The 23,738-nt window shown below is 74.7% G+C and carries 20 protein-coding genes; 12 read left to right on the top strand and 8 right to left on the bottom strand.

Features of this window, described 5'->3' with window-relative positions; genetic code table 11:
- The first annotated feature begins 161 nt into the window (after positions 1-161).
- Positions 162-617 carry a hypothetical protein gene (locus QBL21_RS19980; RefSeq protein ID WP_407563590.1) on the top strand — a complete coding sequence of 152 codons (456 nt, stop codon included), beginning with the start codon at positions 162-164 and terminating at the stop codon, positions 615-617.
- A gap of 46 nt (positions 618-663) precedes the next feature.
- A complete protein-coding gene (locus QBL21_RS19975) occupies positions 664-1,542 on the top strand; it encodes an alpha/beta hydrolase family esterase (RefSeq protein ID WP_407563589.1) in 879 nt (292 codons plus the stop codon).
- A 116-nt stretch (positions 1,543-1,658) separates the two neighbouring features.
- Here QBL21_RS19975 and QBL21_RS19970 read toward each other — a convergent pair whose 3' ends face one another.
- From QBL21_RS19970 to QBL21_RS19955, 4 genes are all read right to left on the bottom strand, one after another.
- Entirely contained in the window at positions 1,659-2,456 is a 798-nt protein-coding gene (locus QBL21_RS19970) for an amino acid ABC transporter ATP-binding protein (RefSeq protein ID WP_407563588.1), read from the bottom strand.
- Complete coding sequence (locus QBL21_RS19965; protein ID WP_407566483.1) at positions 2,453-3,214, bottom strand: amino acid ABC transporter permease; 762 nt, start codon at positions 3,212-3,214, stop codon at positions 2,453-2,455. The genes QBL21_RS19970 and QBL21_RS19965 overlap by 4 nt, the downstream gene beginning before the upstream one ends.
- 50 nt (positions 3,215-3,264) lie before the next feature.
- Positions 3,265-4,059, bottom strand: a complete 795-nt coding sequence (locus QBL21_RS19960; RefSeq protein ID WP_407563587.1) for a basic amino acid ABC transporter substrate-binding protein — start codon at positions 4,057-4,059, stop codon at positions 3,265-3,267.
- A 132-nt stretch (positions 4,060-4,191) separates the two neighbouring features.
- Positions 4,192-5,421, bottom strand: coding sequence for a citrate synthase (locus tag QBL21_RS19955; protein WP_407563586.1), 1,230 nt, complete (start codon positions 5,419-5,421; stop codon positions 4,192-4,194).
- A 93-nt stretch (positions 5,422-5,514) separates the two neighbouring features.
- Between QBL21_RS19955 and QBL21_RS19950 the strand changes: the two genes are divergently transcribed.
- Positions 5,515-6,678: a citrate synthase gene (locus QBL21_RS19950; protein WP_407563585.1), complete on the top strand. Its 1,164-nt coding sequence runs from the start codon at positions 5,515-5,517 to the stop codon at positions 6,676-6,678.
- Between the two features lie 115 nt (positions 6,679-6,793).
- On the opposite strand, the gene QBL21_RS19945 is transcribed toward QBL21_RS19950, so the two are convergent.
- Positions 6,794-8,083, bottom strand: coding sequence for an SWF or SNF family helicase (locus QBL21_RS19945; protein WP_407563584.1), 1,290 nt, complete (start codon positions 8,081-8,083; stop codon positions 6,794-6,796).
- Positions 8,080-11,037: a DEAD/DEAH box helicase gene (locus QBL21_RS19940; RefSeq protein WP_407563583.1), complete on the bottom strand. Its 2,958-nt coding sequence runs from the start codon at positions 11,035-11,037 to the stop codon at positions 8,080-8,082. Before QBL21_RS19940 ends, QBL21_RS19945 begins: the two co-directional genes overlap by 4 nt.
- A gap of 241 nt (positions 11,038-11,278) precedes the next feature.
- Here QBL21_RS19940 and QBL21_RS19935 point away from each other — a divergent pair, with 241 nt between their 5' ends.
- The 7 genes from QBL21_RS19935 to QBL21_RS19905 all read left to right on the top strand — a co-directional run bounded on the left by QBL21_RS19935 (position 11,279) and on the right by QBL21_RS19905 (position 18,248).
- A complete protein-coding gene (locus QBL21_RS19935) occupies positions 11,279-12,331 on the top strand; it encodes a fatty acid desaturase family protein (protein WP_407563582.1) in 1,053 nt (350 codons plus the stop codon).
- Positions 12,332-12,470: 139 nt separating this feature from the next.
- Positions 12,471-12,653: a hypothetical protein gene (locus QBL21_RS19930; RefSeq protein WP_407563581.1), complete on the top strand. Its 183-nt coding sequence runs from the start codon at positions 12,471-12,473 to the stop codon at positions 12,651-12,653.
- 176 nt (positions 12,654-12,829) lie between these two features.
- A complete protein-coding gene (locus QBL21_RS19925; RefSeq protein WP_407563580.1) occupies positions 12,830-13,609 on the top strand; it encodes an MHYT domain-containing protein in 780 nt (259 codons plus the stop codon).
- A gap of 424 nt (positions 13,610-14,033) precedes the next feature.
- On the top strand, positions 14,034-16,781 hold the full coding sequence (locus QBL21_RS19920; RefSeq protein WP_407563579.1) for a nitrate- and nitrite sensing domain-containing protein: 2,748 nt from the start codon (positions 14,034-14,036) through the stop codon (positions 16,779-16,781).
- Entirely contained in the window at positions 16,778-17,215 is a 438-nt protein-coding gene (locus QBL21_RS19915; RefSeq protein ID WP_407563578.1) for a roadblock/LC7 domain-containing protein, read from the top strand. Before QBL21_RS19920 ends, QBL21_RS19915 begins: the two co-directional genes overlap by 4 nt.
- 18 nt (positions 17,216-17,233) lie before the next feature.
- A complete protein-coding gene (locus QBL21_RS19910; protein ID WP_407563577.1) occupies positions 17,234-17,653 on the top strand; it encodes a DUF742 domain-containing protein in 420 nt (139 codons plus the stop codon).
- Positions 17,634-18,248: a GTP-binding protein gene (locus tag QBL21_RS19905; RefSeq protein WP_407563576.1), complete on the top strand. Its 615-nt coding sequence runs from the start codon at positions 17,634-17,636 to the stop codon at positions 18,246-18,248. The genes QBL21_RS19910 and QBL21_RS19905 overlap by 20 nt, the downstream gene beginning before the upstream one ends.
- Before the next feature lie 25 nt (positions 18,249-18,273).
- Here the strand turns inward: QBL21_RS19905 and QBL21_RS19900 are convergent, their stop codons facing one another.
- Positions 18,274-18,702: a PPOX class F420-dependent oxidoreductase gene (locus tag QBL21_RS19900; protein WP_407563575.1), complete on the bottom strand. Its 429-nt coding sequence runs from the start codon at positions 18,700-18,702 to the stop codon at positions 18,274-18,276.
- Positions 18,703-18,808: 106 nt separating this feature from the next.
- Between QBL21_RS19900 and QBL21_RS19895 the strand changes: the two genes are divergently transcribed.
- Positions 18,809-19,810 carry a DUF6397 family protein gene (locus tag QBL21_RS19895; RefSeq protein ID WP_407563574.1) on the top strand — a complete coding sequence of 334 codons (1,002 nt, stop codon included), beginning with the start codon at positions 18,809-18,811 and terminating at the stop codon, positions 19,808-19,810.
- Between the two features lie 325 nt (positions 19,811-20,135).
- Here the strand turns inward: QBL21_RS19895 and QBL21_RS19890 are convergent, their stop codons facing one another.
- A complete protein-coding gene (locus QBL21_RS19890; protein WP_407563573.1) occupies positions 20,136-22,664 on the bottom strand; it encodes a DEAD/DEAH box helicase in 2,529 nt (842 codons plus the stop codon).
- 147 nt (positions 22,665-22,811) lie between these two features.
- Here QBL21_RS19890 and QBL21_RS19885 point away from each other — a divergent pair, with 147 nt between their 5' ends.
- Complete coding sequence (locus tag QBL21_RS19885; RefSeq protein ID WP_407563572.1) at positions 22,812-23,606, top strand: metal-dependent hydrolase; 795 nt, start codon at positions 22,812-22,814, stop codon at positions 23,604-23,606.
- The last annotated feature ends 132 nt before the right edge of the window (positions 23,607-23,738 follow it).

Genomic DNA, 23,738 nt, shown 5'->3' with positions numbered 1-23,738 from the left:
CGCCGGTCGCAGCACCCGGGCGGCGCGCCCACCGCGTGCGGGACCCCGCAGGTCCCGTACGCGGCCACGCCGGCCCTCTGACCGGCGGCGGAGTGTCGCAACCCTGTCACGACCCCGGCGGAGCCATCCCTTCCGCCGCTCCTCCGGGTGAAGCTGGGGCCATGAGCTACCCGCCGCCCGCAGACACCCCGCCGCCGGACCACACACCCCCGGTCGGCAGCACCCAGCACTGGCCCGCGCCGCCCCCGCCGCCGCCCCCGGGCCGGAACAGGAACAAGCTGGTCCTGGTGGTGGCCGCGGCGGTCCTGGTGCTGGCCGGCGGTGTCGGCGTCACGTACGCGCTCGTCAGCGGCGGCGACGACGAGGATCCGCCGTGCGCCTGCACGCCGCCGCCGAGCAAGAGCCCGTCCGCCGGCCCCGACGACCCCAAGCTCCCCGAGGACATCCCGACCGAGCTGCTGCCCAGCGGCCTGGACCCCGAGGACCTGCCCAGCGGGCTCGACCCCGAGGACATTCCGACCGAGCTGCTGCCCAGCGGCCTCGACCTGGACGACCTGCCCAGCGGGCTCGACCCGGAGGACATCCCGACCGAGCTGCTGCCGGAGGGCGTCTCCTAGGCCGCCGCGCTCGGCGCCGGTGCGTCCCGCCGTAGGATCGATCACCATGACGACCCGGGCGGAGACCGTACGGCGTGCCGAGCGGCACGAGTTGACGTTTCGCGGGCGCCGCCGGCGCTTCCTGCTGCTCCGCCCCGAGCCCGGCACCGCCACCGGTCCCGCCCCGCTCGTCGTCGACCTGCACCCCAGCGCCCTCGGCCCCGCCGCCCAACTGCGCGGCAGCGGCCTCGGCGAGCTGACCGCCCGCGGGTACGCCGTGGCGGCGCCGCAGGGGGCGCTGCCGTACCTGGGCGGCTGGGCCTGGTCGCTGCCCGGCGTGCCGCTCGCGGGCGAGGACCGGATACGCGACGAGGCCGCCGACATCGACGACGTGGCCTTCCTCGGCGCGCTGCTCGACACCCTCGGCGGCATGCTCGGCCTCGACCCCGCCCGCCGCCACCTCGCCGGCTTCTCCGGCGGCGCCCGGCTGGCGAGCCACGCCGCCGTCGCCTTCGGCGACCGCCTCGCGTCGGTGGCCTGCGTCGGCGGCGTCCGCCGGCCGGGCGGCCCGGACGACACCGCGCCGCCGCTGCTCGCCGTGCACGGGCTGCGCGACGGCACCAACCCCTACCGTGGCGCCGCCGGCCCCCGCTGGGACGAGGCCGTGCCCGCCGCCGTCGCCCGCTGGGCCGCCGCCGCGGGCTGCGCGGCGGAGCCCGTACGGACCGAACCGGCGCCGGGCGTCACGGAGTTCCGGCACCGCGACGCCGCCGGGCGGGAGCCCGTGCGCCTGGTCACCGTCGCCCCCCTGGGCCACGCCTGGCCGGGCACCTCCGACCCGCTGCTCGGCGGTCACCTGAGCGGGACGGGCAGCGACGCGTACGACGCCTCGGCGGCCGTGCGCCGCTTCTTCGAGGAGTTCGGCGGCGGCCCGGCCGCCCCCTGAGCCGAGCGCCGGCCGCAGACGCGCCCCGAGCCAAGCGGCGGTCGCCCGGAGCCGAGCCCCGGACCCGCAGCACCCTGAGCCGAGCCGAGCCGCGGCCGCAGGCGCGCGCGTACGCCCTACAGCTCCCCGACCTCCGCCGCCGCCGGGTCCAGGACCCGTGCCAGGAACGTCCGCGTCCGCCGATGCTGCGGGTTGCCGATCACCTGCTCCGGCACCCCCTGCTCCACGATGGTGCCCTCGTCCATGAACACCACCCGGTCCGCCACCTCCCGGGCGAAGCTCATCTCGTGCGTGACCACCAGCATCGTCATGCCGTCGTCCGCGAGGTGCCGCATCACCGCCAGCACGTCGCCGACCAGCTCCGGGTCGAGCGCCGAGGTGGGCTCGTCGAAGAGCATCAGCTCCGGCTCCATCGACAGCGCCCGCGCGATCGCCACCCGCTGCTGCTGCCCGCCGGACAACTGCGCCGGGTACGCCTTCTCCTTGTCCGTGAGCCCCACCCGCACCAGGTTGGCCCGCGCGACCTTCTCCGCCTCCGAGCGGCTGCGCCCGAGCACCCGCCGCTGGGCGATCGTCAGGTTGTCCAGCGCCGTCAGGTGCGGGAAGAGGTTGAAGGACTGGAAGACCATGCCGATCCGGCGGCGCACCCGGTCGATGTCGACGTCGGGGTGGGTGACCTCCGCGCCGGCCACGGAGATCCGCCCCGCGCTCGGCTCCTCCAGCATGTTCACGCAGCGCAGCAGCGTCGACTTGCCGGAGCCCGAGGGGCCGATGACGCAGACCACCTCGCCGCGCGCGACGGTCAGGTCGATGCCGGAGAGCACCTCCAGGTCGCCGAAGGACTTGTGGAGCCCCTCGATGCCGATGGCGGGGGCTTCCGCGGCGTCCGAGGCGGCCTTGTCCGTCGTGGTCACTTGGCCTTCGCCGCCTTCGCCTCTAGCCGCCGGACGAGGTGTCCGAGGGGGATGGTGATGATGAGGTAGCACAGCCCCGCGACGAGGATCGGCGTCAGGCTCAGGTTGTCGTTGAGCGCGTCGCGCCCGAACTTCGTCAGCTCCTGCTCGTCCACCGCCAGCCCCAGCACGTAGACGAGGGACGAGTCCTTGGTGAGCAGGATCAGCTCGTTCGTCAGCGGCGGCAGCACGATCCGGAACGCCTGCGGGATCACGATCGTGACCATCGCCCGCATCTGCGACATGCCCAGCGACCTGGCCGCCTCCAACTGCCCCTTCGGCACCGCCTGGATGCCCGCGCGGATGGTCTCCGCCATGTACGCGGCACCGACCAGGCCGAGCGCGAGCATCGTGGTGAAGAGCAGGTTGATGTTCACCTGGAAGGCCAGCGGCACGCCGTAGCCGAGGGCGATGAACACCAGCAGCGCGGGCACGCCGCGGAAGAACTCGATGTACGCCGTCGCCAGCCACCGGTTCGGCGGCACCGACGACAGCTTCATCAGGGCCAGCAGCAGCCCGAGCGCCAGCCCGAAGACGAAGCCGAGCGCGGTGTACGTGACCGTGTTGACCAGCGCGGTGGTGATGACGTCGGGGAACTGGTCCTGCGCGACGTCGAGGTTGAAGAACGCGTCCTTGACCTCGCCCCAGTCGGCCAGCAGACCGACCGCGACGGCGGCGGCGACGAGTACCCCGTACTGCGCGCCGCGCGCCAGCTTCATCCGCTGCCGCCGCGTCAGGGACCTGCCGCCGCGCGTTTTGTCGGGCTCTTTCACTGGGGCGCCTCGCCGAACCACTTCTTGTAGATCTTGTCGTACGTGCCGTCGTCCTTCGCCTTGGCGAGAACGTCGTTGATCTTCTTCAGCAGTTCCTTGTTGTCCTTGCCGACGCCGATGCCGTACTGCTCGCCGGTGTCGAACTCGGTGGAGACCTCGAAGTCCGGGCGGTCCTTGACCCAGTCGTAGAGCACGCCGTTGTCGTTGATCGCGGCCGGGATCTGCCCGCCCTCCAGCGCCTGCAACTGGAGCCCGAGGTCCTCGTAGTCCTTGACCTCGACGCCCTCGGCGTTGTCCTGCGCGTACATCTGGCCCGTGGTGTCCATCTGCACGCCGAGCCGCTCGCCCTTCAGCGCCTCCAGCGAGTCGAAGCCGGAGCCCTTCTTCGTCGCCAGCGCCTGGGTGGCGTCGAAGTACGGGTCGGAGAAGGCGAACTTCTTCTCGCGCTCCGGCGTGATGGTCATGCCGGCGGCGGACAGGTCGCACTTGTTGGAGGCGAACACCGCGCCGGACTCGATGCCCTCGAAGGGCGTGTCGATGACCTCCTGCTCGACGTCCAGTTCCTTCGCGACGAGATCGATCAGCTCGATGTCGAAGCCGACGATGTCACCGCTCTTCTTGTCCTTGTACTCGAAGGGCTCGTACGGCAGTCCGGTGCAGTTGAGCAGCTTCCCGTCCTCGACGAGCGACACCTCGCCGCTCTGCCCGGACTTCTCGGTGCTGCTGCACCCGGCGAGGAGCACGGCCGCCGCGCCAATGGCTATGAGCGGCAGCGGGGGGCGGTACGACACGGTGCCTCCTGGGCAGGGCGGCGCTGGTTGTGCGCTGCTGGATTCCGCATCCTGCCACCGGTCTACGCGCGTGTCGCCGCCCCGGTCATTGCGAGCATGTAACGGAGGCGGGCACATGATCCGTAACGCCGTCTATGGGAGGGGTTGTTCGGGGGGCGGACCGGTGTAACGGCCGCTCGGACGCATGCGCAGGGGGCGCTCGGCGTACTCCTCAAGCGCGTGCGCGACCCAGCCGGCCGTGCGTGCCACCGCAAACACCGTTTCGCCGGCCTCCGGCGGCATACCGGCCGACACCGACAGCACGGCCAGCGCCAGGTCGACGTTCGGCCGTACGGACGCGTGCCGGGCGGTGATCTCGGCGACCTCCCTGGCGGCGGCCAGGGCCGCCGCGGCCCGCGGGATGCCGTCCAGCAGCGCGAACAGGGCCTCGGCGCGCGGGTCCTCGCCCGGATAGAGCCGGTGCCCCAGGCCCGGGACGCGGCGCCCTGCGCGCAGGTGGTCGGAGACCACCGCGGCGGCGCTCCCGCGCGCCAGCACCTCGGCGAGCATCCGGTGCGCGAGGCCGCTCGCGGCGCCGTGCAGCGGGCCGTCGAGGGCGCCGAGGCCGGTGGTGACCACGGCGTACGGGTGCGCGTGGGCGGAGGCGGCGACGCGGGTGGCGAGGGTGGACGCGGCCAGGTCGTGGTCGATGAGCAGGGTGAGCGCGGTGTCCAGGCAGCGTACGGAGTCGGCGTCGGCCGGCAGCGCCGTCAGCCGCGCCCACAGCCGGCGGGCCACGGGGGCGGACGGGCCGTGCGCGGGGCCGGCGAGGGGGAGCGCGGTGGCCATGGTGGCGACCAGGCCGCGGGCCGTGGCGCGGACGGCGTCGTCGGCGAGGTCGAAGCGCAGCGGGTCGGCCGCGGCGGCGGCGACCGCGGCGGCGCGCAGCCGGTCGACGGGGCCCGCGTGGGCGGGGAGTGCGGCGACGGCGGCGGTGGCGGCGGTCAGCAGCTCGGGCGGGGCGGTGAACCGGATGCCGGGGGTGAGCCGGCCGGTCCACAGCCAGTCGGCGACCTCCTCGTAGCCGTACGCCGCGGCCAGCGCGGCGGCGTCGACGCCGCGGAAGAAGTACCGGTCGCGCTCGATGAGCGTGATGCCCGTGCGGACCAGGGCGCCCGCCGGGCTCTCGCCGTCCTCCGCGGCGGCGGCGTGCGGACGGCGGTGGCGGCGGGCGAGCGCGTCGACCTCCCGGGCGTCGAACCGGCTGCCGCGGCCCCCGGGCGACTTGCGGCTGCTCAGCAGGCCCCGGCTGACGTAGGCGTAGACGGTCTCGGGCTTCACGCCCAGCCGCTCGGCGGCCTCGCGGGTGCTCAGCTCGTCCATCGGCTCCCACCGTTCACGTTGATCCAATCAAGATTGACACCCATTGAATCAAGGGTGGACAGTCGAATCAATATCGGAGAGAGGAAGACCGGCATGGCCACACCCCGGGCTGACGCCCCGGCCCCCGCCCCGCGGGGGCTCAGCGGCGTCGTCGTCACCGAGACCCGGCTGGGCGACGTACGCGGACGCGAGGGCTTCTACCACTACCGCCAGTACTCCGCGGTGGACCTCGCCCGCGAGCGCACTTTCGAGGACGTCTGGCACCTGATGTTCGAGGGCGAGCTGCCGGACACCGCGCAGCGCGCCGCGTTCACCGCGCGCACCGCCGCGCTGCGCCACCTGCCGGCCGACCTGCGCGACGCGCTGCCGGGCATCGCCCGCTCGTGCGTGCTCGCCGGCCCGCTCGCCGGGCTGCGCACCGCGCTCTCCCAGGCAGGCGCGGCGGCCGGCTTCCGGCCGCTGTACGACCTGACGCCGGCGCAGCGCCGCGAGAACGCGCTCGCCGCGTGCGCGATGGTGCCCACGCTGCTGACCGCGCTGCACCGCATCGGCCAGGGGCAGGAACCCGTAGAGCCGCGCGACGACCTGCCGTACGCCGCCAACTACCTGTACATGCTCACCGGCGAGGAGCCCGACCCCGCCCGCGCGCGGGCGATCGAGGCGTACCTGATCTCCACCGTCGACCACGGCTTCAACGCCTCCACCTTCACCGCCCGCACCATCGCCTCCACCGGGGCGGACCTGGCCGCGTGCCTGGTCGGCGCGGTGGGCGCGCTCTCCGGGCCGCTGCACGGCGGCGCGCCGAGCCGGGCGCTGGACGCGCTCGACGCCATCGGCACGCCGGACCGCATCGACCCGTGGATCCGCGAACGGGTGCTGGCGGGCGAGCGGATCATGGGCTTCGGGCACGCGGTCTACCGCACGGAGGATCCGCGCTCTCGGCTGCTGCGCGGGTACGCGGAGTCGTTCGGCGGGCCGCTGGCGGAGTTCGCGGTGCAGGTCGAGCGGCGGGTGGTGGAGATACTCGCGGAGCTGAAGCCGGGGCGGGAGCTGCACACGAACGTGGAGTTCTACGCGGGCGTGGTGATGGAGCAGTGCGGGCTGCCGCGGGAGATGTTCACGCCGACGTTCGCGGCGGCGCGGGTGGTGGGCTGGAGCGCGAACGTGCTGGAGCAGGCGGAGGACAGCAAGATCATCCGCCCCGCGGCCCGCTACGTGGGCCCGCCCCCGCCACAGCCGATCCCGTCGGCGGCCTGAGCAGGGCGGGCCCCGGGGCGGCCAACGCCCCGGGGCCCGTGCGCCTTGTGCAGATCGCCGCACGCCGCAGGCGGCGGTGTGGTCCGCCTGCGGCCCGTCGCGGGGGCACCCCGGGTCAGGTCTCCTCCAAGACCGTGGCCAGGGCCGCCGCCGGGTCCGGGGCCGGGGGGCCCGCCGGGGTCCAGGCGGTGCCCTCCTTGCGGTACGGCCACCAGCGGCCGTCGCGGCCGTAGCGGAGCTGGGCGCCCGTGCCCACCGCCGTCCAGCGGCTGCCCGCCGCGCGCAGGTCGGGGCGGGTGTCCGGGTCCCAGGCGGCGGCCAACTGGTCCTTCGCGCGGGCCAGGGCCGCCGGGTCCGGGGTCCAATCGTCCTCCAGCACCGCGAGGCCCGCGGCACCGCCGTGCCGCCAGGCCCGTACCGCACGCGCCATCCCGCCCCGGTCGCGCCCGCTGCCGCCGGCCAGCCGTACGGCGATACGCGCCCCCGCACCGTCCGGCGCGGCCGTCGCCGCCATCCGTACCGCGTCCTCCGGCTCCGTCAGCTCCCGCGGCAGCGGCGTCCGCGCGTGGCCCGGCGACAGCGCGTCGGCGAGCAGCCGGCGGGCCCGTACCGCCGTGTCCGCGACCAGGAACTCCAGTGCCGCCACGTCCACCCCCGGCGCCGGTTCCGTGCCGCCGGTGAGCACCGGGGGCGTGCCCGGCTCCGCGACCGGCTCCGGCGCGGGCGGCAGCGGCGGCAGCGACCCCGCCGCCGCGTACGCCTCGTCCGCCCGCACCCCGGCCGCCCCCGCGAGGCCCGCGTCCCCCGCCGTGCCCGCGTCCGCCGCGGAGCCCCGCGCCGCGCTCCGTTCCTGGAGGTCCGCCAGCAGCCTCGCCTCGCCCCGCCCCCGCATCAGCAGCAGCACGAACGGGTCCGCGTCCAGCAGCCGCGCCACCAGGTAACTCAGCGCCGCCGTGTGCTCGCAGTGGTCCCACTCCCCGCAGCCGCACTCCGGCTGGAGGTCCCCGATCCCCGGCAGCAGCGACACCCCGGCCGCCGCCGCGTCCTCGTCCAGCTCCGGCGGCATGTCCCGGTCCAGCAGGGCCGCGATGTGGCCGGCACGGTCGGCGATGGTGTCCAGCAGCCGCTCCCAGTCGGCGTCGTCGAGCTGCTGCACGAGCACGTCCGTGCGGTACGGCGTACGGTCCGCGCCCAGCACCCGCGCCGTGATCCGCCCCGGCCGCACCGCGACCGCGCCCACGGCGCCCGCACGGGCGTGCTTGCGCCCGCGCCGCAGCAGCGTTGCGTCCAGCACCGTGTCCTCCAGCGCCTTCTGCCAGGCCAGCCCCCACCAGGTGCGGGCGAACCCGCGGCCCTGGCTCGGCGGCAGCGCCTCGAAGGTCAGCTCCTCGGCTTCCGTCATCACTCGCCCCCTCGCGGCCCGGCCAGCCGGACCAGCTCCGCCAGTTGCCCGTCGGACAGTTCCGTGATCGCCGCCTCGCCGCCGCCGCCGAGGACGGAGTCCGCGAGGCCCTGCTTGTGCTGGAGCATCCGCGCGATGCGGTCCTCGATCGTGCCCTCGGCGATGAGCCGGTGCACCTGCACGGGCTGGGTCTGCCCGATGCGGTACGCGCGGTCGGTGGCCTGCGCCTCGACGGCGGGGTTCCACCAGCGGTCGTAGTGCACGACGTGGCCGGCGCGGGTGAGGTTGAGGCCGGTGCCGGCGGCCTTCAGCGAGAGCAGGAAGACCGGCGGGGCCTCGTCCGGGGGGCAGTCCTGGAAGCGCCGTACCATCTCCTCCCGCTCCGGCACCGGCGTGCCGCCGTGGAGCAGTTGGGCGGGGACGCCACGCGCCGCGAGATGCGTCTTGAGCAGGCGGGCCATCTGCACGTACTGCGTGAAGACCAGCACGCTCCCGCCCTCGGCGAGGATCACGTCCAGCAGCTCGTCAAGGAGTTCGAGCTTCCCCGAGCGGCCGGGGATGCGCGGGGCGTCCTCCTTCAGATACTGCGCCGGGTGGTTGCAGATCTGCTTCAGCGCGGTCATCAGCTTCAGGATCAGTCCGCGTCTGACCATGGCGTCCGCCTCGGCGATCTCCGCAAGCGTCTCGCGCACCACCGCCTCGTACAGCCCGGCCTGTTCGGCCGTCAGCGCCACCGCCCGGTCGGTCTCGGTCTTGCGCGGCAGCTCCGGCGCGATGCCCGGGTCGGACTTCTTGCGGCGCAGCAGGAAGGGGCGTACGAGCCGGGCCAGCCGCTCGGCGGCGTCGGCGTCCACCCCCGATTCGGCCGCGTCCGCGTAGCGCGTACGGAACCGGCGCAGCGGGCCGAGCAGGCCGGGGGTGGTCCAGTCGAGGATCGCCCACAGCTCGGAGAGGTTGTTCTCCACCGGCGTGCCGGTCAGCGCGACCCGCGCGCGGGACGGGATGGTGCGCAGCGCCTTCGCGGTCGCCGAGAAAGGGTTCTTGACGTGCTGCGCCTCGTCGGCGACGACGAGGGACCAGCCGGCCCCGGCCAGTTGCCCGGCGTCCAGCCGCATCGTCCCGTACGTCGTGAGCACGAACTCGCCGTCCGCGAGCGCCGCCAGCGACCGGCCGGCGCCGTGGAAGCGCCGCACCGGCGTGCCGGGGGCGAAGCGCTCGATCTCCCGCTGCCAGTTGCCCAGCAGCGAGGCCGGGCAGACCACGAGCGTGGGCCCGCCGGTCTCGTCGTGCTCCTGCCGGTCGAGGTGCAGGGAGATGAGCGTGATGGTCTTGCCCAGGCCCATGTCGTCGGCGAGGCAGCCGCCGAGGCCGAGCGAGGTCATGCGGCGCAGCCAGCCGAGCCCGCGCAACTGGTAGTCGCGCAGGGTGGCGGCGAGGGCCGCGGGCGGGACGGTCGGCTCGCTCTGCCGCTCCGGGTCGGCGATGCGCTCGCGCAGGGTGTCGAGCCAGCCGCTCGCGGCGACCTCGACGCGCCCGCCGGGCACGGCCGGGTCGTCGATCTCGCCGGTGAGCGCGGCGCCGAGGGCGTCGACGGGGGTCAGGTCGGCATTTTTGCGGTCCAGCGCACGGCGTACGGACTCGGGGTCGACCAGCACCCACCGGTCGCGCAGCCGCACGACCGGGCGGGCCGCCTCGGCGAGCCGGTCCAGCTCGGCGCGGGTCAGCTCCACGTCGCCGACCGCGTAGCGCCAGCCGAACGCGACGAGCGCGTCGGCGGACAGGTAGGAGGGGCCGGCGTGCCGCCCCTCCGGGTCGTCGGCGGGGCCGACGACGGCGCGGGCGGTGAGGTGGCGGGTCAGGTCGCGGGGCCAGTGGATCTCGACGCCGGCCGCGGCCAGGTCGCGGGCGCCGGGGCCGAGGAGCGCGGCGAGGTCGTCGTCGCCCAGGTCGACGGCGTCGGGGACGGCGGCCGACAGCAGCGGGGTGAGCGCGTCCCAGGCGTGGGCGGCGCGACGCAGGGTGAGCAGGGCCTGCATGCGGGCGCCGGGGCCGAAGTGGGCGGCGGTGCCGGCCCAGACGTCGGCGGCATCGGCCAGGAGGGTGGGATCGGCGGTGCCGTGCAGTTGGACGACGGCGCGGAAGGCGGGGCGGGCGCCGGTGGTGTCCATCTCGACGCGCAGCGAGACCCGTACGCCCGCGTCGTGCCCGGCGGCGACGTCGTCGGCCCAGGCGCGCTGCTCGGGGACGTGCCGCGGCTCGGGCGCGGCGAAGGCCCGGCCGCCGGCCGCGAGCACGGCGGCGGGGGAGCGGGGCAGGCCGTCGGCGACGGCGTCGAGGAAGGCGCGCAGCAGCCGCTCGGGGTCGGGCAGGAGCACGGGGCGGCCGTCGTCCGGGCCATCGGCGCGGGCGGTGTCCGGATCGTACGAGCCGGGGCGGCCCTCCGGCGCGTACGCACCGGCTCCCGCCGTTCCGTACGCGCCTCCCGCCGGCGGCAGGGGTGCCGCGTGCGCCTCCGGCGGCATCGACGCCGCCAGCTCCCGCAGGTGCCGCACGTCGTCCTCGGGCAGCGGCCCGCAGCGCCAGGCGTCGTACGCGCCCTCGCTCAGCCCCGGCAGCAGCTTGCCGCGGGCGGCGAGCCGCAGCGCCAGCAGCGCGGCGGCGCCCCAGAACACGGCCGCCGGGTGCACGCCGTGCGCGCCGGCGGCGTGCGCCGCCCGCGCGCGGGTGAGCACGGGCACCGCGTCCGCGGCGGGCAGCAGCAGCGCCGGCACCTCGCGGGTGCCGCCGGGGACGGCGATGGTCAGCTCGGCGCGGGTGCCGCGGGCGTGGCCGGGCGGGCCGGCGGCGGATTCGTCCTGGTCGGCGGCCGGGAGCCAGAAGGCCATCCGGCCCGTGCGGGCGGGGTCGGCGGGGAGGAAAAAGGCGGCGCAGCGGGCGAGCGGGGGAAGGGCGGTCACGTACGGACGCACTCCTCAAGTTTGACTACTGGGCGGTCGAGAGTACCCCAGGCTTCGCGAATCCGGACGCCTTGCCAGCGTGATCAACTTCACTTTTACGCTGGCGGCGGTGCACGGGGTGTATCTGGCACTACCTTGTGCCGGGTGGATTGCACCCGGGCGTTCCGGGTGCTGACGTCACCGCGCCGAGCTGTCCGGTCCCGTAGCGTCGAGGTCCTCGAACCGAGAGACCGGAGGCGCCATGCCGCAGGCCACTGCCACGCCGACCCCCAAGGGGTCGCCGCCCACCAGGAGTTCGGAGTTCACCCCCCTGCTGCGAGAGGTGAAGGCCGCCGGACTGCTGCGGCGGCGGCGCGGCTGGTACGGGCTCAGCATCGCGATCACCCTTTTGGCGCTGGCCGCCACGGGCGTCGCGATCCACGTGGTCGGCAACTCGTGGTGGACCCTGTTCCTCGCGGTGCCCGCAGCCGTCTTCACCACCCGGACGGCCTTCATCGGCCACGACTCCGGCCACGCGCAGATCGCCGGCACCCGGCGGAGCAACCGCGCCCTCGGGCTCTTCCACGGCAACCTGCTGATCGGCATGAGCTACCACTGGTGGACGGACAAGCACAACCGCCACCACGCCAACCCCAACCACGTCGACAAGGACCCGGACGTCGGCGTCGGCGCCCTGGTGTGGACCCAGCGCCAGGCCGCGCAGCGCGAGGGCTTCTCCCGCTGGCTCACCCGCCACCAGGCGGCCCTGTTCTTCCCGATGCTGCTCCTGGAGGGCATCGCGCTGAAGGTGTCGAGCTGGCAGGACCTGCGCCTCCAGGAGCCGCGCGAGCGCCGCCTCGAAGCCGTCCTCCTCAGCGCCCACGTGATCGGCTACGCGGCCCTGCTGCTGACCGCCATGTCACCCGGCAAGGCGGTCGTCTTCGCGCTGGTGCAGCACGCGGTCTTCGGCCTGCACCTGGGGATGTGCTTCGCGCCCAACCACAAGGGCATGGAGATGCCCGAGTCGGGCGACGACGACTGGGGCCACCTGCGCCGCCAGGTGCTCACCTCCCGCAACGTGCGCGGCGGCGCCGTCACCGACTGGCTCATGGGCGGGCTGAACTACCAGATCGAGCACCACCTCTTCCCCAACATGCCCCGGCCGAACCTGCGCCGCGTCCAGCCGCTGGTGCGCGCGCACTGCGCGTCGCTCGGGCTGCCGTACGCGCAGACCAGCGCGGTGGAGTCGTACCGGCTGGCGCTGGAGCACATGCACGAGGTCGGCGAGCCGCTGCGGACCCCGCCTGTCCCGTAACGGGCTCCCGTCCCGTAATGGGCCCCTCATCCACATGTATGACGCCCTCCGGCTCCGGTCATGGGATAAAGGAACCGGGGGAGCGGCGCGGCCGTTCCCCAGTCGAGGGCGGTGTGCCGCCGCTGTGGGAGGCAGGAAGATGTCGAATCGAGGGAAGGTCGCGGCCGGCGGGGTGGCGGTCGGCTTGCTGCTGTGGTGGTTGACCTCGTTCTGGATCGCCGTGCTGGTGATCGTCGGTGTGCCGGTGGCCGCTTACCTGGCCCTCGACCCCGGCCAGCGCCGCAGGCTCAAGAGGGTGTCACGCAAGGAGCTCGGCCGCTGACCGTGCGCCCCTCTCGCGGAGGCACGCGACCGCGAGGCATATGCCATAACAAATTTGCCAGAGTTGTGCCTCTTTAGGCTTGGCCTGATCGGCCGAGAGCATGACTCTGTCAAATTCAGTCAGGTTTGGCATGCGCCCCGGTCGTGCGCCCCCAACCGGACTAGCGTCCCTGAGACATGGGACACCTCGACCACGCAGCCTACGGGTGGCTGACACCCGTCCTCTCGTACGCGATGGCGTGCATCGGCGCCGCGCTCGGGCTGCGCTGCACGGTCCAGGCGCTGGCGGCCCCCACCGCCCGCTCCCGGCGCAACTGGCTGCTGACCGCCGCCTCCGCCATCGGGACCGGCATCTGGACGATGCACTTCATCGCCATGCTCGGCTTCAGCGTCAGCGGCACCGAGATCCGCTACGACATCCCCCGCACCGTCCTCAGCCTCGTGGTCGCCATGTCGGTCGCCGGTGCCGGGGCCTTCGCCGTCGGCCACGGCCGCGCCCGCGGCGCCGCCCTGCTGGCCGGCGGCCTCGCCACCGGCCTGGGCGTGGCCGCCATGCACTACATCGGGATGTCCGCCCTGCGCCTGCACGGCTCGGTCGGCTACGACCTCCCGGCCGCGGCGCTCTCCGTCCTCATCGCGGTGGCCACCGCCACCGCCGCGCTGTGGGCCGCGCTCAACATCCGCTCACCGCTTGCCGTGGGGCTCGCCTCCCTCGTCATGGGGGCGGCGGTCACGAGCATGCACTACACCGGGATGGCCGCCGTGTCCGTGACCGTCGCACCCTCGCCCGAGGCCCTGACCGGGGCCACCGCCACGCAGTTCGTCTTCCCGCTGGCCCTCGGCCTCGGCTCGTACCTCTTCCTCACCTCGGCGTTCGTCGCGCTCACCCCGACCGCCGCCGAACGCGCCGCCACCGTCTCCGCCCAGCGCCTGACCCGGGCGCCAGGCGCGGCCTAGGGCCGCCCCGCGCCCGCACACCGGCCGGACGGACCCCGCGGGAGTGGGCCGGCCCCCGCAAACCCGATATGAGGTGGCCATGCGAACCCCGGACAGCACCCCGCCGAGCGGCCCGTCCGGTACCCCGTCAGAGCGGCCCGCGGGGCGCCCGGACGGTGGTGCCGCGCCGCCGGTGCCCGCGCCGGCGCGCGGGCGGCGGGCGCACGCGGGGCCGCGCGCCGAGAAGGCCGGGCCGGGGCCGGGCGGCCGGGAGCGCGCGTACCTGCCGGACGGGGAGAGCACCGGGGGTTCCGCAGGATCGGAGGCTTCCGGGGGTTTAGAGGGGCCCGGTGCGCAGAAGACGCCGTCCGCGAACGGGCACCGCGGGCGGCGCCGGCGGCTCGGGCCCCGTACCGTACGCGCCCGGGTCATCTGCCTGCTGGCCGTGCCGGTCGTCTCGCTGATCGCGCTGTGGGGCTACGCGACCGTCGGCACCGCACAGGACGTCTCCCGGCTGCGCCAGCTCGAAGAGATCGAGACCCGGGTGCGCCAGCCGCTCGCCGCCGCCGTCGCGGCGCTCCAGGACGAACGGCGCGCCGCGGCGGGCTATCTCGCCGGACCCGGCGACGAGCGCCGCGGCGCCTACGGGGCGGCGACGATCCGCAGCGACCGGGCCGTCGACCGGCTGCGGCTCGAAGGCGGGCACACCGTCGCCGACGGCGCCGACCTGCCCGGGGACGTCGCCCGGCGGCTCCACGACTTCGTCACGGAGACGGAGTCGCTGGGCCGGCTGCGTGCCGAGGTGGAGGCGCGTACGACGGGCTGGTCCCGGACGTACACGCAGTACACCGCGGCCGTCGACCGCGCCTTCGGCGTCTCCGGCGCGCTGACCGGCATCCAGGACGCCGGAGCGGCGTCCGAGGCCCGCGTGGTCCTGGACCTCGCCCGGGCCGGCGAGATGCTCGCCCGCGAGGACGCGCTCCTGGCCGCCGGGCAGGTGCGCGGCTCGCTCAGCGCCGCCCACCACCGCGCCTTCGCCGCCGCCGGCTCCGCCCGCGCCGCGCTGGAGCAGGGCTCGGCCGCCGACCTCGGCGGCGACGAGGCCAAGGTGTGGCGGCGGGCCCGCGAGAGCGAGGCGTACCGCACCCTCGGGGCGCTGGAGGAGGCCGTGACCGCCGCGGACTCCGGCGCCGACGCCGTCGCCGCCGCCCCGGCCGGAAAGTGGGCGGGCCCGTACGCGGACGTGGCCGGCGCCTTCCGCGACGTCGGCCGGGAGCACGCCGCGGCCGGCCGCACCGACCCCGTCCCCGACGGGGTGCTCACCCCCTCGGGCGCCGCCGCGGTCCTCGGCCTGGCCGCCGTGGCCGCGTCCCTGCTCATCTCGGTGCGGATAGGCCGCGGCCTGATCGTCGAACTCGTCGGGCTGCGCAACTCCGCGCTCGAACTCGCCCGCCGCAAGCTGCCGTACGCGATGCGCAGGCTGCGCGCGGGGCAGGAGATCGACATCGCCGGCGAAGCGCCCCGGGGCGATCCCGGCGACGACGAGATGGCGCAGGTCGGCGACGCGCTGACCACGGTGCACCGGGCGGCGCTGCGCGCCGCCGTCGAGCGGGCCGAGCTGGCGAACGGCATCTCCGGGGTGTTCGTCAACCTCGCCCGGCGCAGCCAGGTCCTCGTCCACCGCCAACTCGCCCTGCTGGACAGCATGGAGCGGCGCGCCGAGGACCCCGAGGAACTGGACGACCTCTTCCGGCTCGACCACCTCACCACCCGCATGCGGCGGCACGCCGAGAGCCTGATCATCCTCTCCGGCGCGGCTCCCGGCCGCGCGTGGCGGATGCCGGTGCCTCTCCAGAGCGTGGTGCGGGCCGCGGTCTCCGAGGTGGAGGACTATGCGCGCGTGGAGGTGCGGGCACTGTCGGACGCGGCCGTGGTGGGCGCGGCCGTGGCCGACCTGACGCATCTGCTGGCGGAACTGGTGGAGAACGCCGCGCAGTTCTCGCCCCCGCACACCAAGGTGCGGGTCTACGGGGAGCAGGTCGGCAACGGCTTCGCCATCGAGGTCGAGGACCGCGGACTGGGCATGGGCAAGGAGGCGCTGGCCGCGGCGAACCGGCGGATCCGGCAGTCGGAGGCGCTGGACCTCTTCGACAGCGACCGGCTGGGGCTGTTCGTCGTCAGCCGGCTCGCGGCGCGGCACGGGATCCAGGTCAGCCTGCGGGAGTCGGCGTACGGGGGGACGACGGTGGTGGTGCTGCTGCCGACGGCGCTGCTTCAGGCGGCGGTCGAGGGGGGACCGGAGCCGGTGGCCGGGGGGTCGGACGGGTTGCCGTCGCGGCCGTTCCCGCCGGTGCCGGGCGGGTCCGGGGCGGCGGGACTGCCGGGGCTGCCGGGGTCACCCGCGATGCCGTCGCGGAACGGGGCGGGCGGGAGCGGCGGGGCGGGCGGCGCGGACGACGGCCGGCGTGTCGGGGACGACGGCTGGCGCGTCGTGGAGAACGGTGGGCCCGTCACGGAGAACGGGCTGCCGGAGCGGCGGGCCGGGCGGGCGCTGCCGGGGCCGCGGAGCGCGGGGCCGGCGCGCGGGGGGCCGGCCGTGGGTCCGGCGGACGACCGGCCGGTGCTGGCCTCGCGGGAGGACGCCGTCCTGCTGCGGGCCCGGCTGGGCGTGGGTCTGGCGGGTGCTACGGCGGACGGGGCGGCCGGCGGGGCGGCCGACGGCGTGCCCGGGGGCGGCGCGGGGGCGGCCCCGGGCACGGAGACGGCGGACGGGGCCGCCGCGGGCGGGGCCGCGGCGTTCGCCGGGCGCGCCGGGCAGGAGGCGGCTGCCGTCCAGTCGCCGGGGGACGTCACGGAGCTGCCCAGGCGCGTACGACAGGCCAGCATGGCGCCGCAGTTGCGCCTGGAGCCGGACCCGGACGGCTGCGGCACGGACGCCGGGGACGGCGCGGACGGCGCGGCTGGGACCGGCGAGGCGGATGCCGGAGCGGACGGGGAGCCCGGCGCCGCGGGTGCCCGCGCACCGCGGGAGCGCACGCCGGAAGAGGCGCGCGCACGCATGGCCGCCTACCGCAGCGGCTGGTTACGCGGCGGCGGCCTCCCCGCGGGCCGCCCGTACGACGGCGAACCGGACGGCGAGCGCCGGGAGTCGGACGAGACCGCGCACACCCCGAGGGAAGGAGATCGCCCATGATCGAGCCCGACACCGTGAAAACGTACAGATCCGGGGGACTCGACTGGCTGCTGGACGACCTGGTCCGGCGCGTCGCCGACGTGCGTCACGCCGTGGTGCTCTCCGGCGACGGCCTGGCGGTCGGCAACTCCAGAACCCTCTCCCGCGAGGACGCCGAGCACCTGGCGGCGGTCGCGTCCGGGTTCCACAGCCTCGCCAAGGGCGCCGGGCGGCACTTCCGCGCCGGCGGCGTGCGGCAGACGGTGGTCGAGATGGACGACGGCTTCCTCTTCGTCGCCGCGGCCGGGGACGGTTCCTGTCTTGCCGTACTCAGCGCCGCGACGGCGGACATGGGTCTCGTCGCGTACGAGATGGCCCGCCTGGTCACACGGGTGGGCGAGCATCTATACACCGCACCGAGAACGGCCGCAGCGAAGCCGCGGAATCCGGGCTGAGCACGGCGGTGACACGTTATGACTGAAGATATGAGTGGCACCCCTCCGCACCACGGCAGTCACTGGTATGACGCCGAGGCCGGTCCCCTGGTCCGCCCGTACGCGATGACCGGAGGCCGGACCCGGCCGGTGACCACCACCGTGCGGTTCGACCTCATCGCGCTGATCGACCTGGAGGAAGAGGCGTTCGAGGCCGCGGGGAAGGAGACCGAGACGTTCGGTCCCGAGCACCTGGCGCTCGTCGACCTCTGCCGGGTCGAGACCCAGTCCGTCGCCGAGCTGGCGGCGGAGACCGATCTGCCGGTAGGTGTGGTACGGGTGCTCCTCGGCGACCTGGTCGAACTCGGCTGCGTACGGGTCAGCAGGCCCGTACCGCCCGCGCAACTTCCAGACGAGAAGATCCTGAGAGAAGTGATCGATGGACTCCGCGCCCTCTGACCGCAGGGTCGACGACGCGCTGGCGCTGAAGATCCTCATCGCCGGTGGCTTCGGGGTGGGCAAGACCACCCTGGTCGGCTCCGTCAGCGAGATCCGTCCGCTGCGCACCGAGGAGCAGTTGAGCGAGGTCGGCACGGCCGTCGACGACACGGGCGGCGTGGACGAGAAGAACACGACCACCGTGGCGATGGACTTCGGCAGGATCACGATCCGCGCCGGGCTCGCGGTCTACCTGTTCGGCACGCCCGGTCAGGACCGCTTCTGGTTCCTCTGGGACGAGCTGGCCACCGGCGCGCTGGGCGCGGTCGTGCTGGCCGACACCCGCAGGCTTCAGGACTGCTTCCCGGCGGTGGACTACTTCGAGCACCGCAGCATCCCGTTCATCGTCGCGGTGAACTGCTTTCCCGAGTCGCGCAGTTACGGCGCCCACGAGGTCGCCCGCGCTCTGGACCTCGATCAGGGCACGCCCGTCGTGCTGTGCGACGCCCGCGACCGCGACTCCGGCAAGGAGGTGCTGATCAGGCTGGTCGAGTACGCCGGGCGGGTGCACACCGCCCGGCTGCTCGACACGGTCGGCACGGAGCCGGTGGGATGAGCTGTGCCCGGCGCGCCGGGCGGTGTCAGTCGGCGACGCGGGCTTCGGAGGCCACCTTGTCGATGCGGACGCGGACGAGGAGTTCGCCGGGGACGGCGTTGCGCGCGCCGTACTCCTCGGCGAGCTGCCCGCCCATGTAGCGGGTGGCGATGGTCGTAGCCCAGCGGCGCATCTCGTCCAGGTCCTCGCTGAGCCGGGCGCTGCCGGAGAGCAGGGCGAACGAGTACGGCGGGCGCTCGTCGTCGACGCAGAGGGCGGCGCGGCCGTCGCGCGTGAGGTTGCGGCCCTTGACGGTGTGCACGCCGGTGTTGAAGACGAAGTCGTCGCCGTCGAGCACGAACCAGATCGGGGCCACGTGGGGGCTGCCGTCGGCGCGGACGGTGGCCAGCTTGCCGGTGCGGGTGCCTGCGGAGACGAAGGTGCGCCACTCTTCGTCGGTCATCTTCTCGCCCATGGGAGCACGTTATCCACAGGGGGAGGCGGGGCGGGGAGCGACGCGCTACAGTCGTCACTGAGAGTAACCGCGAAGGGGCTTTTCGAGCGACGACGGGGGAAATGTCATGGCGGTACGGATTTATGCGGGTGCGGGTGCGGGTGCGGGTGCGGGTGCGCGGACGGTCGGCGGGGCGGGGGAGCGGGCGGAGCCGCTGCCGTTCGGCCGGGCGGCGGCGGAGCTGGGGCTGCTGCCGCGTGACCTGGAGCTGGCGGTGCAGCTCGGGCTGGTGCTGACGGAGCCGCCGCGGCGGGCCGGCGAGCGGCGCCGGGTGGCGCGCGCCGAGGTGGCGCGGCTGCGGGCGCAGGACGGCGCCGGGGGCGCCGGGGCAGGAGCGGAGCCGGCTGCGCTGCGTGAGCGGCTGCGGCTGGTCGGGACGGTGGCGGGCGCGGAGGAGCTGGGCATCTCGCCCGTCCGGTTCACGCGGCTGGCGCGGGCGGGGTGCTTCGCGCCCGCGCGGTTCTACGTGAACCGGTACCGGGTCGTGGTCTGGCTGTATCTCGCCGCGGAGGTGGCGGAGTTCGGGGAGCGGGAGCCGGGGCTGCTGCGCGGAGTGCTGCCGCCGGCGATGCGCGGGGAGCTGGCCGACGGCGCGGACGGCCGGGCCCGCGGCTGGCGGCAGCGGCGGGTGGAGCAGCTTCTCGCGGAGCGGGTGGATCCGTGGGAGCGGGCGGGCGCGTACGCGGCGGTGCTGAGCGACGCGGAGCTGGCGGAGGAGGTGCCCGACGCCGGGGAGCGGGCGTGCGTCGTCGAGCGGCGGGCGGAGCTGGTCGCCCCGGTGCGCGGGGGCAGCGAGGCGGCCCGCCGGGTGGCGGAGGGCGTGCTGCTGGCGGAGTCCGACGCGGAGGCGCTGGGCTTCCGGCTCGGCCTGGCGGTGGAGCTGAACGCGGCACGGGTCGAGCGGACGCTGCTGCCCGCGAGCCCGCTCCCGGCCCCCGCCGCGCCACCTGGCGGTGCACCCCCGGGAGGCGCGCCGCCGGCGCGCCCCGCGGGGTCGGCGCGACCACGGCGCGGCAGCCTCAACTGGCTGCGCGCCGGCCGCAGACGCCGCACGGGCCTGCCACGCTGACGCGGGGCGGCCCCGGGCGGGCTTGTGGGACTGCCTAGCTGAAGGAGGGCGCGGTCGGAGGCCGGCAGGTCGTCGGTGCGCGGCCGGGGCCTGCGGCGTCGGGGGCGCGGCGGCCGGCCGGCGGGGTGGCCGGCCGGCGGGGTGGCAGACCCGCCGACGCTGACCGCTGACCGCCGGCCCCTGGCCCGCCGACTGCGGACCGCTCGGCCGCTGACCCGCGGTGCGCCGACTGCCGTCTGCCGAGTGCCGTTCGTTGACCCGCTGCCCGCTGCCCGCTGCCCGCTGCCCGCTGCCCGCCGACCCGCTTGGCGGTGCGTGGGGCGGGTCAGCCCTTCGGCCCGCTCAGCGGGCCGACGTCGGTGACGCGCAGGATGGCGCGGCCCTCGGCGTCGGAGGCGGTCAGGTCCACTTCCGCGGAGATGCCCCAGTCGTGGTCGCCCTCCGGGTCGGCGAAGGTCTGGCGGACGCGCCACAGCGCGTGCTGCGGGTCCTCCTCGATCCGCAGCAGCCGCGGCCCGCGGGCGTCCGGCCCGGTGCCGATGTCCTCGTACTCCTCCCAGTACGCGTCCAGTGCCTCGCCCCAGCGCTCCGCGTCCCAGCCGGACTCCTCGTCCAGCGCGCCCAGCTCGTCCGCGTCGTCGAGCGCCGCCAGCTCCACCCGGCGGAAGAGCGCGTTGCGTACGAGGACCCGGAAGGCGCGCGCGTTGGCCGTCACCGGGCGCACCTGGTCGGCGTGCTCCATGGCCTCCTCGGCGGACTCCTCCGCCGGGTTGGCCAGTTGCTCCCACTCGTCCAGCAGGCTGGAGTCGACCTGGCGGACCATCTCGCCGAGCCAGGCGACGATGTCCTCGAAGTCCTCGGACTTCCGCTCGTCCGGCACGGTGTGGTCCAGCGCCTTGTAGGAGCTGGCGAGGTAGCGCAGCACGATGCCCTCGGTGCGGGCCAGTTCGTAGAAGGAGACGAACTCGCCGAAGGTCATGGCCCGTTCGTACATGTCACGGATGACCGACTTGGGGGAGAGGGGGTGGTCGCCGACCCACGGGTGGCTCTTGCGGTAGAGGCCGTAGGCGTGGGAGAGCAGCTCCTCCAGCGGCTTGGGGTAGCCGATGTCCATCAGCCGCTCCATCCGCTCCTCGTACTCGACGCGGTCCGCCTTCATCTCCGCGACCGCCTCGCCGCGCGCCTTGTTCTGCTGGGCGGCGAGGATCTGCCGGGGGTCGTCGAGGGTGGACTCCACCACGGAGACCATGTCGAGGGCGTAGGAGGGGGACTCGGGGTCGAGGAGGTCGAAGGCGGCGAGCGCGAAGGTCGACAGCGGCTGCTGGAGCGCGAAGTCCTGCTGGAGGTCGACGGTCAGGCGCACGATGCGGCCCTGCGGGTCCGGCTCGTCGAGCTGCTCGACCACGCCGCCGTCGAGGAGGGAGCGGTAGATCGCGATGGCGCGGCGGATGTGCCGGAGCTGCTTCCGGCGCGGCTCGTGGTTGTCCTCCAGCAGCCGGCGCATGGCGGTGAAGGCGTTGCCCGGGCGGGCGATGACCGACAGCAGCATGGCGTGGGTGACCCGGAAGCGGGAGGTGAGCGGTTCGGGGTCGGCGGCGATGAGCTTCTCGAAGGTGTTCTGCGACCAGTTGACGAAGCCCTCCGGCGGCTTCTTGCGCACCACCTTGCGGCGCTTCTTCGGATCGTCGCCGGCCTTGGCGAGCGCCTTCTCGTTCTCCACGACGTGCTCCGGCGCCTGCGCCACCACCAGCCCGGAGGTGTCGAAGCCGGCCCGCCCGGCGCGCCCGGCGATCTGGTGGAACTCGCGGGCCCGCAGGGTGCGCACCCGGCTGCCGTCGTACTTGGTGAGCGCGGTGAACAGCACCGTGCGGATGGGCACGTTGACGCCGACGCCGAGGGTGTCGGTGCCGCAGATGACCTTCAGCAGCCCGGCCTGCGCCAGCTTCTCCACCAGCCGCCGGTACTTGGGCAGCATGCCGGCGTGGTGGACGCCGATGCCGTGCCGGACGTAGCGGGAGAGCTGCTTGCCGAACCGGGTGGTGAAGCGGAAGTTCCCGATGAGGGCGGCGATCTCGTCCTTCTCGGCGCGGCTGCACATGTTGATGCTCATCAGCGCCTGCGCCCGCTCCACCGCCTGCGCCTGGGTGAAGTGCACGATGTACACCGGCGCCTGCCGGTTCTCCAGCAGCTCCGTCAGCGTCTCCGTCAGCGGGGTGGTGCGGTACTCGTACGACAGCGGGACGGGCCGGGTCGCCGAGCGGACCACCGCGGTGGACCGCCCGGTGCGCCGGGCCAGGTCCTCCTCGAAGCGGGCGACGTCGCCGAGCGTCGCGGACATCAGCACGAACTGCGCCTGCGGCAGCTCCAGCAGCGGGATCTGCCAGGCCCAGCCGCGGTCCGGCTCGGCGTAGAAGTGGAACTCGTCCATCACCACCTGGCCGATGTCGGCGTCCCGGCCGTCGCGCAGCGCGATGGACGCCAGCACCTCGGCGGTGCAGCAGATGACGGGCGCGTCGGCGTTGACGGAGGCGTCGCCGGTGAGCATGCCGACGTTCTCCGTGCCGAAGATCTTGCACAGGTCGAAGAACTTCTCCGACACCAGCGCCTTGATCGGCGCGGTGTAGAACGAGACCTCGTCCCGGGCCAGGGCGGCGAAGTGCGCACCGGCCGCGACCAGCGACTTCCCGGAGCCGGTGGGGGTGGAAAGGATCACGTTCGAGCCGGAGACGACCTCGATCAGAGCTTCTTCCTGCGCCGGGTAGAGGGAGATGCCCCGCTCCTCGGTCCAGGAGGAGAACGCCTCGAAGAGGTCGTCGGGGTCGGCGGTGGGCGGCATCTGATCGATAAGGGTCACCCGTCCATACTGCCTGCCGCCGTCGCCGAAGTGTGAACCCCCGGCATGTGTGAAGATCACCCACGCTAGGCTGTGCCGCCGACGGGCGGCGTGGGTGGGGCCAACGGCCGTTCACCGCAGGGGCGTACGAGGGACGGGGGGACGTTCATGATGGGTCCAGCGCACTCGCTTTCGGGGGCGGCGGCGTGGCTGGGGGTGGGCGCGGCGGCCACCGCGGCGGGCCACGAGATGCCCTGGCCCGTGCTCGTCGCCGGTGCCCTCATCTGCGCGGGCGCCGCCCTGGCGCCCGATCTGGACCACAAGTCCGCGACCATCTCCCGCGCCTTCGGCCCGCTGTCCCGCATGCTCTGCGGCGTCATCGACAAGCTCTCCGCCGCCGTCTACAGGGCGACGAAGAAGCGCGGCGACCCGCGCCGCTCCGGCGGCCACCGCACCCTGACGCACACCTGGCTGTGGGCGGTGCTGATCGGCGCCGGCTTCTCCGCGCTCGCGGTGCTCGGCGGCCGGTGGGCGGTCCTCGGCATCCTCTTCGTCCACATGGTGCTGGCCGTCGAGGGCCTGCTGTGGCGGGCCGCCCGGGTCTCCAGCGACGTGCTCGTATGGCTGCTCGGCGCCGCCAGCGCCTGGATCCTCGCCGGCATCCTCGACGAGCCGGGCAACGGCTCCGGCTGGCTGTTCACCGAGCCGGGCCAGGAGTACCTGTGGCTGGGCCTGCCGATCGTCCTCGGTTCCCTCGTGCACGACGTCGGCGACGCGCTGACCGTCTCCGGCTGCCCCATCCTGTGGCCGATCCCGGTGGGGCGGAAGCGCTGGTACCCGCTCGGGCCGCCGCGCTTCATGCGCTTCCGGGCCGGCAGTTGGATCGAGCTGAAGATACTGATGCCGGTCTTCATGCTGGCCGGCACCGCCGGCGGACTCACCGCGATGGGGGTCATCGGCTGAGCGCTGTCCGGCCGCCCGGGCGAACAAGCTGCGCGCTCTGCAAATGTGCGCGGCACGCAGTATTTCTGTGGCGTGGCGTCATGCCAAGCGGTCCGGAGTCTCCCGTCGGTCTCAGGGAGAAGGGGAAGGCGG

Source organism: Streptomyces sp. 184, assembly GCF_045781775.1.
Taxonomy (GTDB): domain Bacteria; phylum Actinomycetota; class Actinomycetes; order Streptomycetales; family Streptomycetaceae; genus Streptomyces.
Note: the sequence above shows the minus strand (reverse complement) of the source record. Positions and strands in the feature narration are given on the sequence as shown.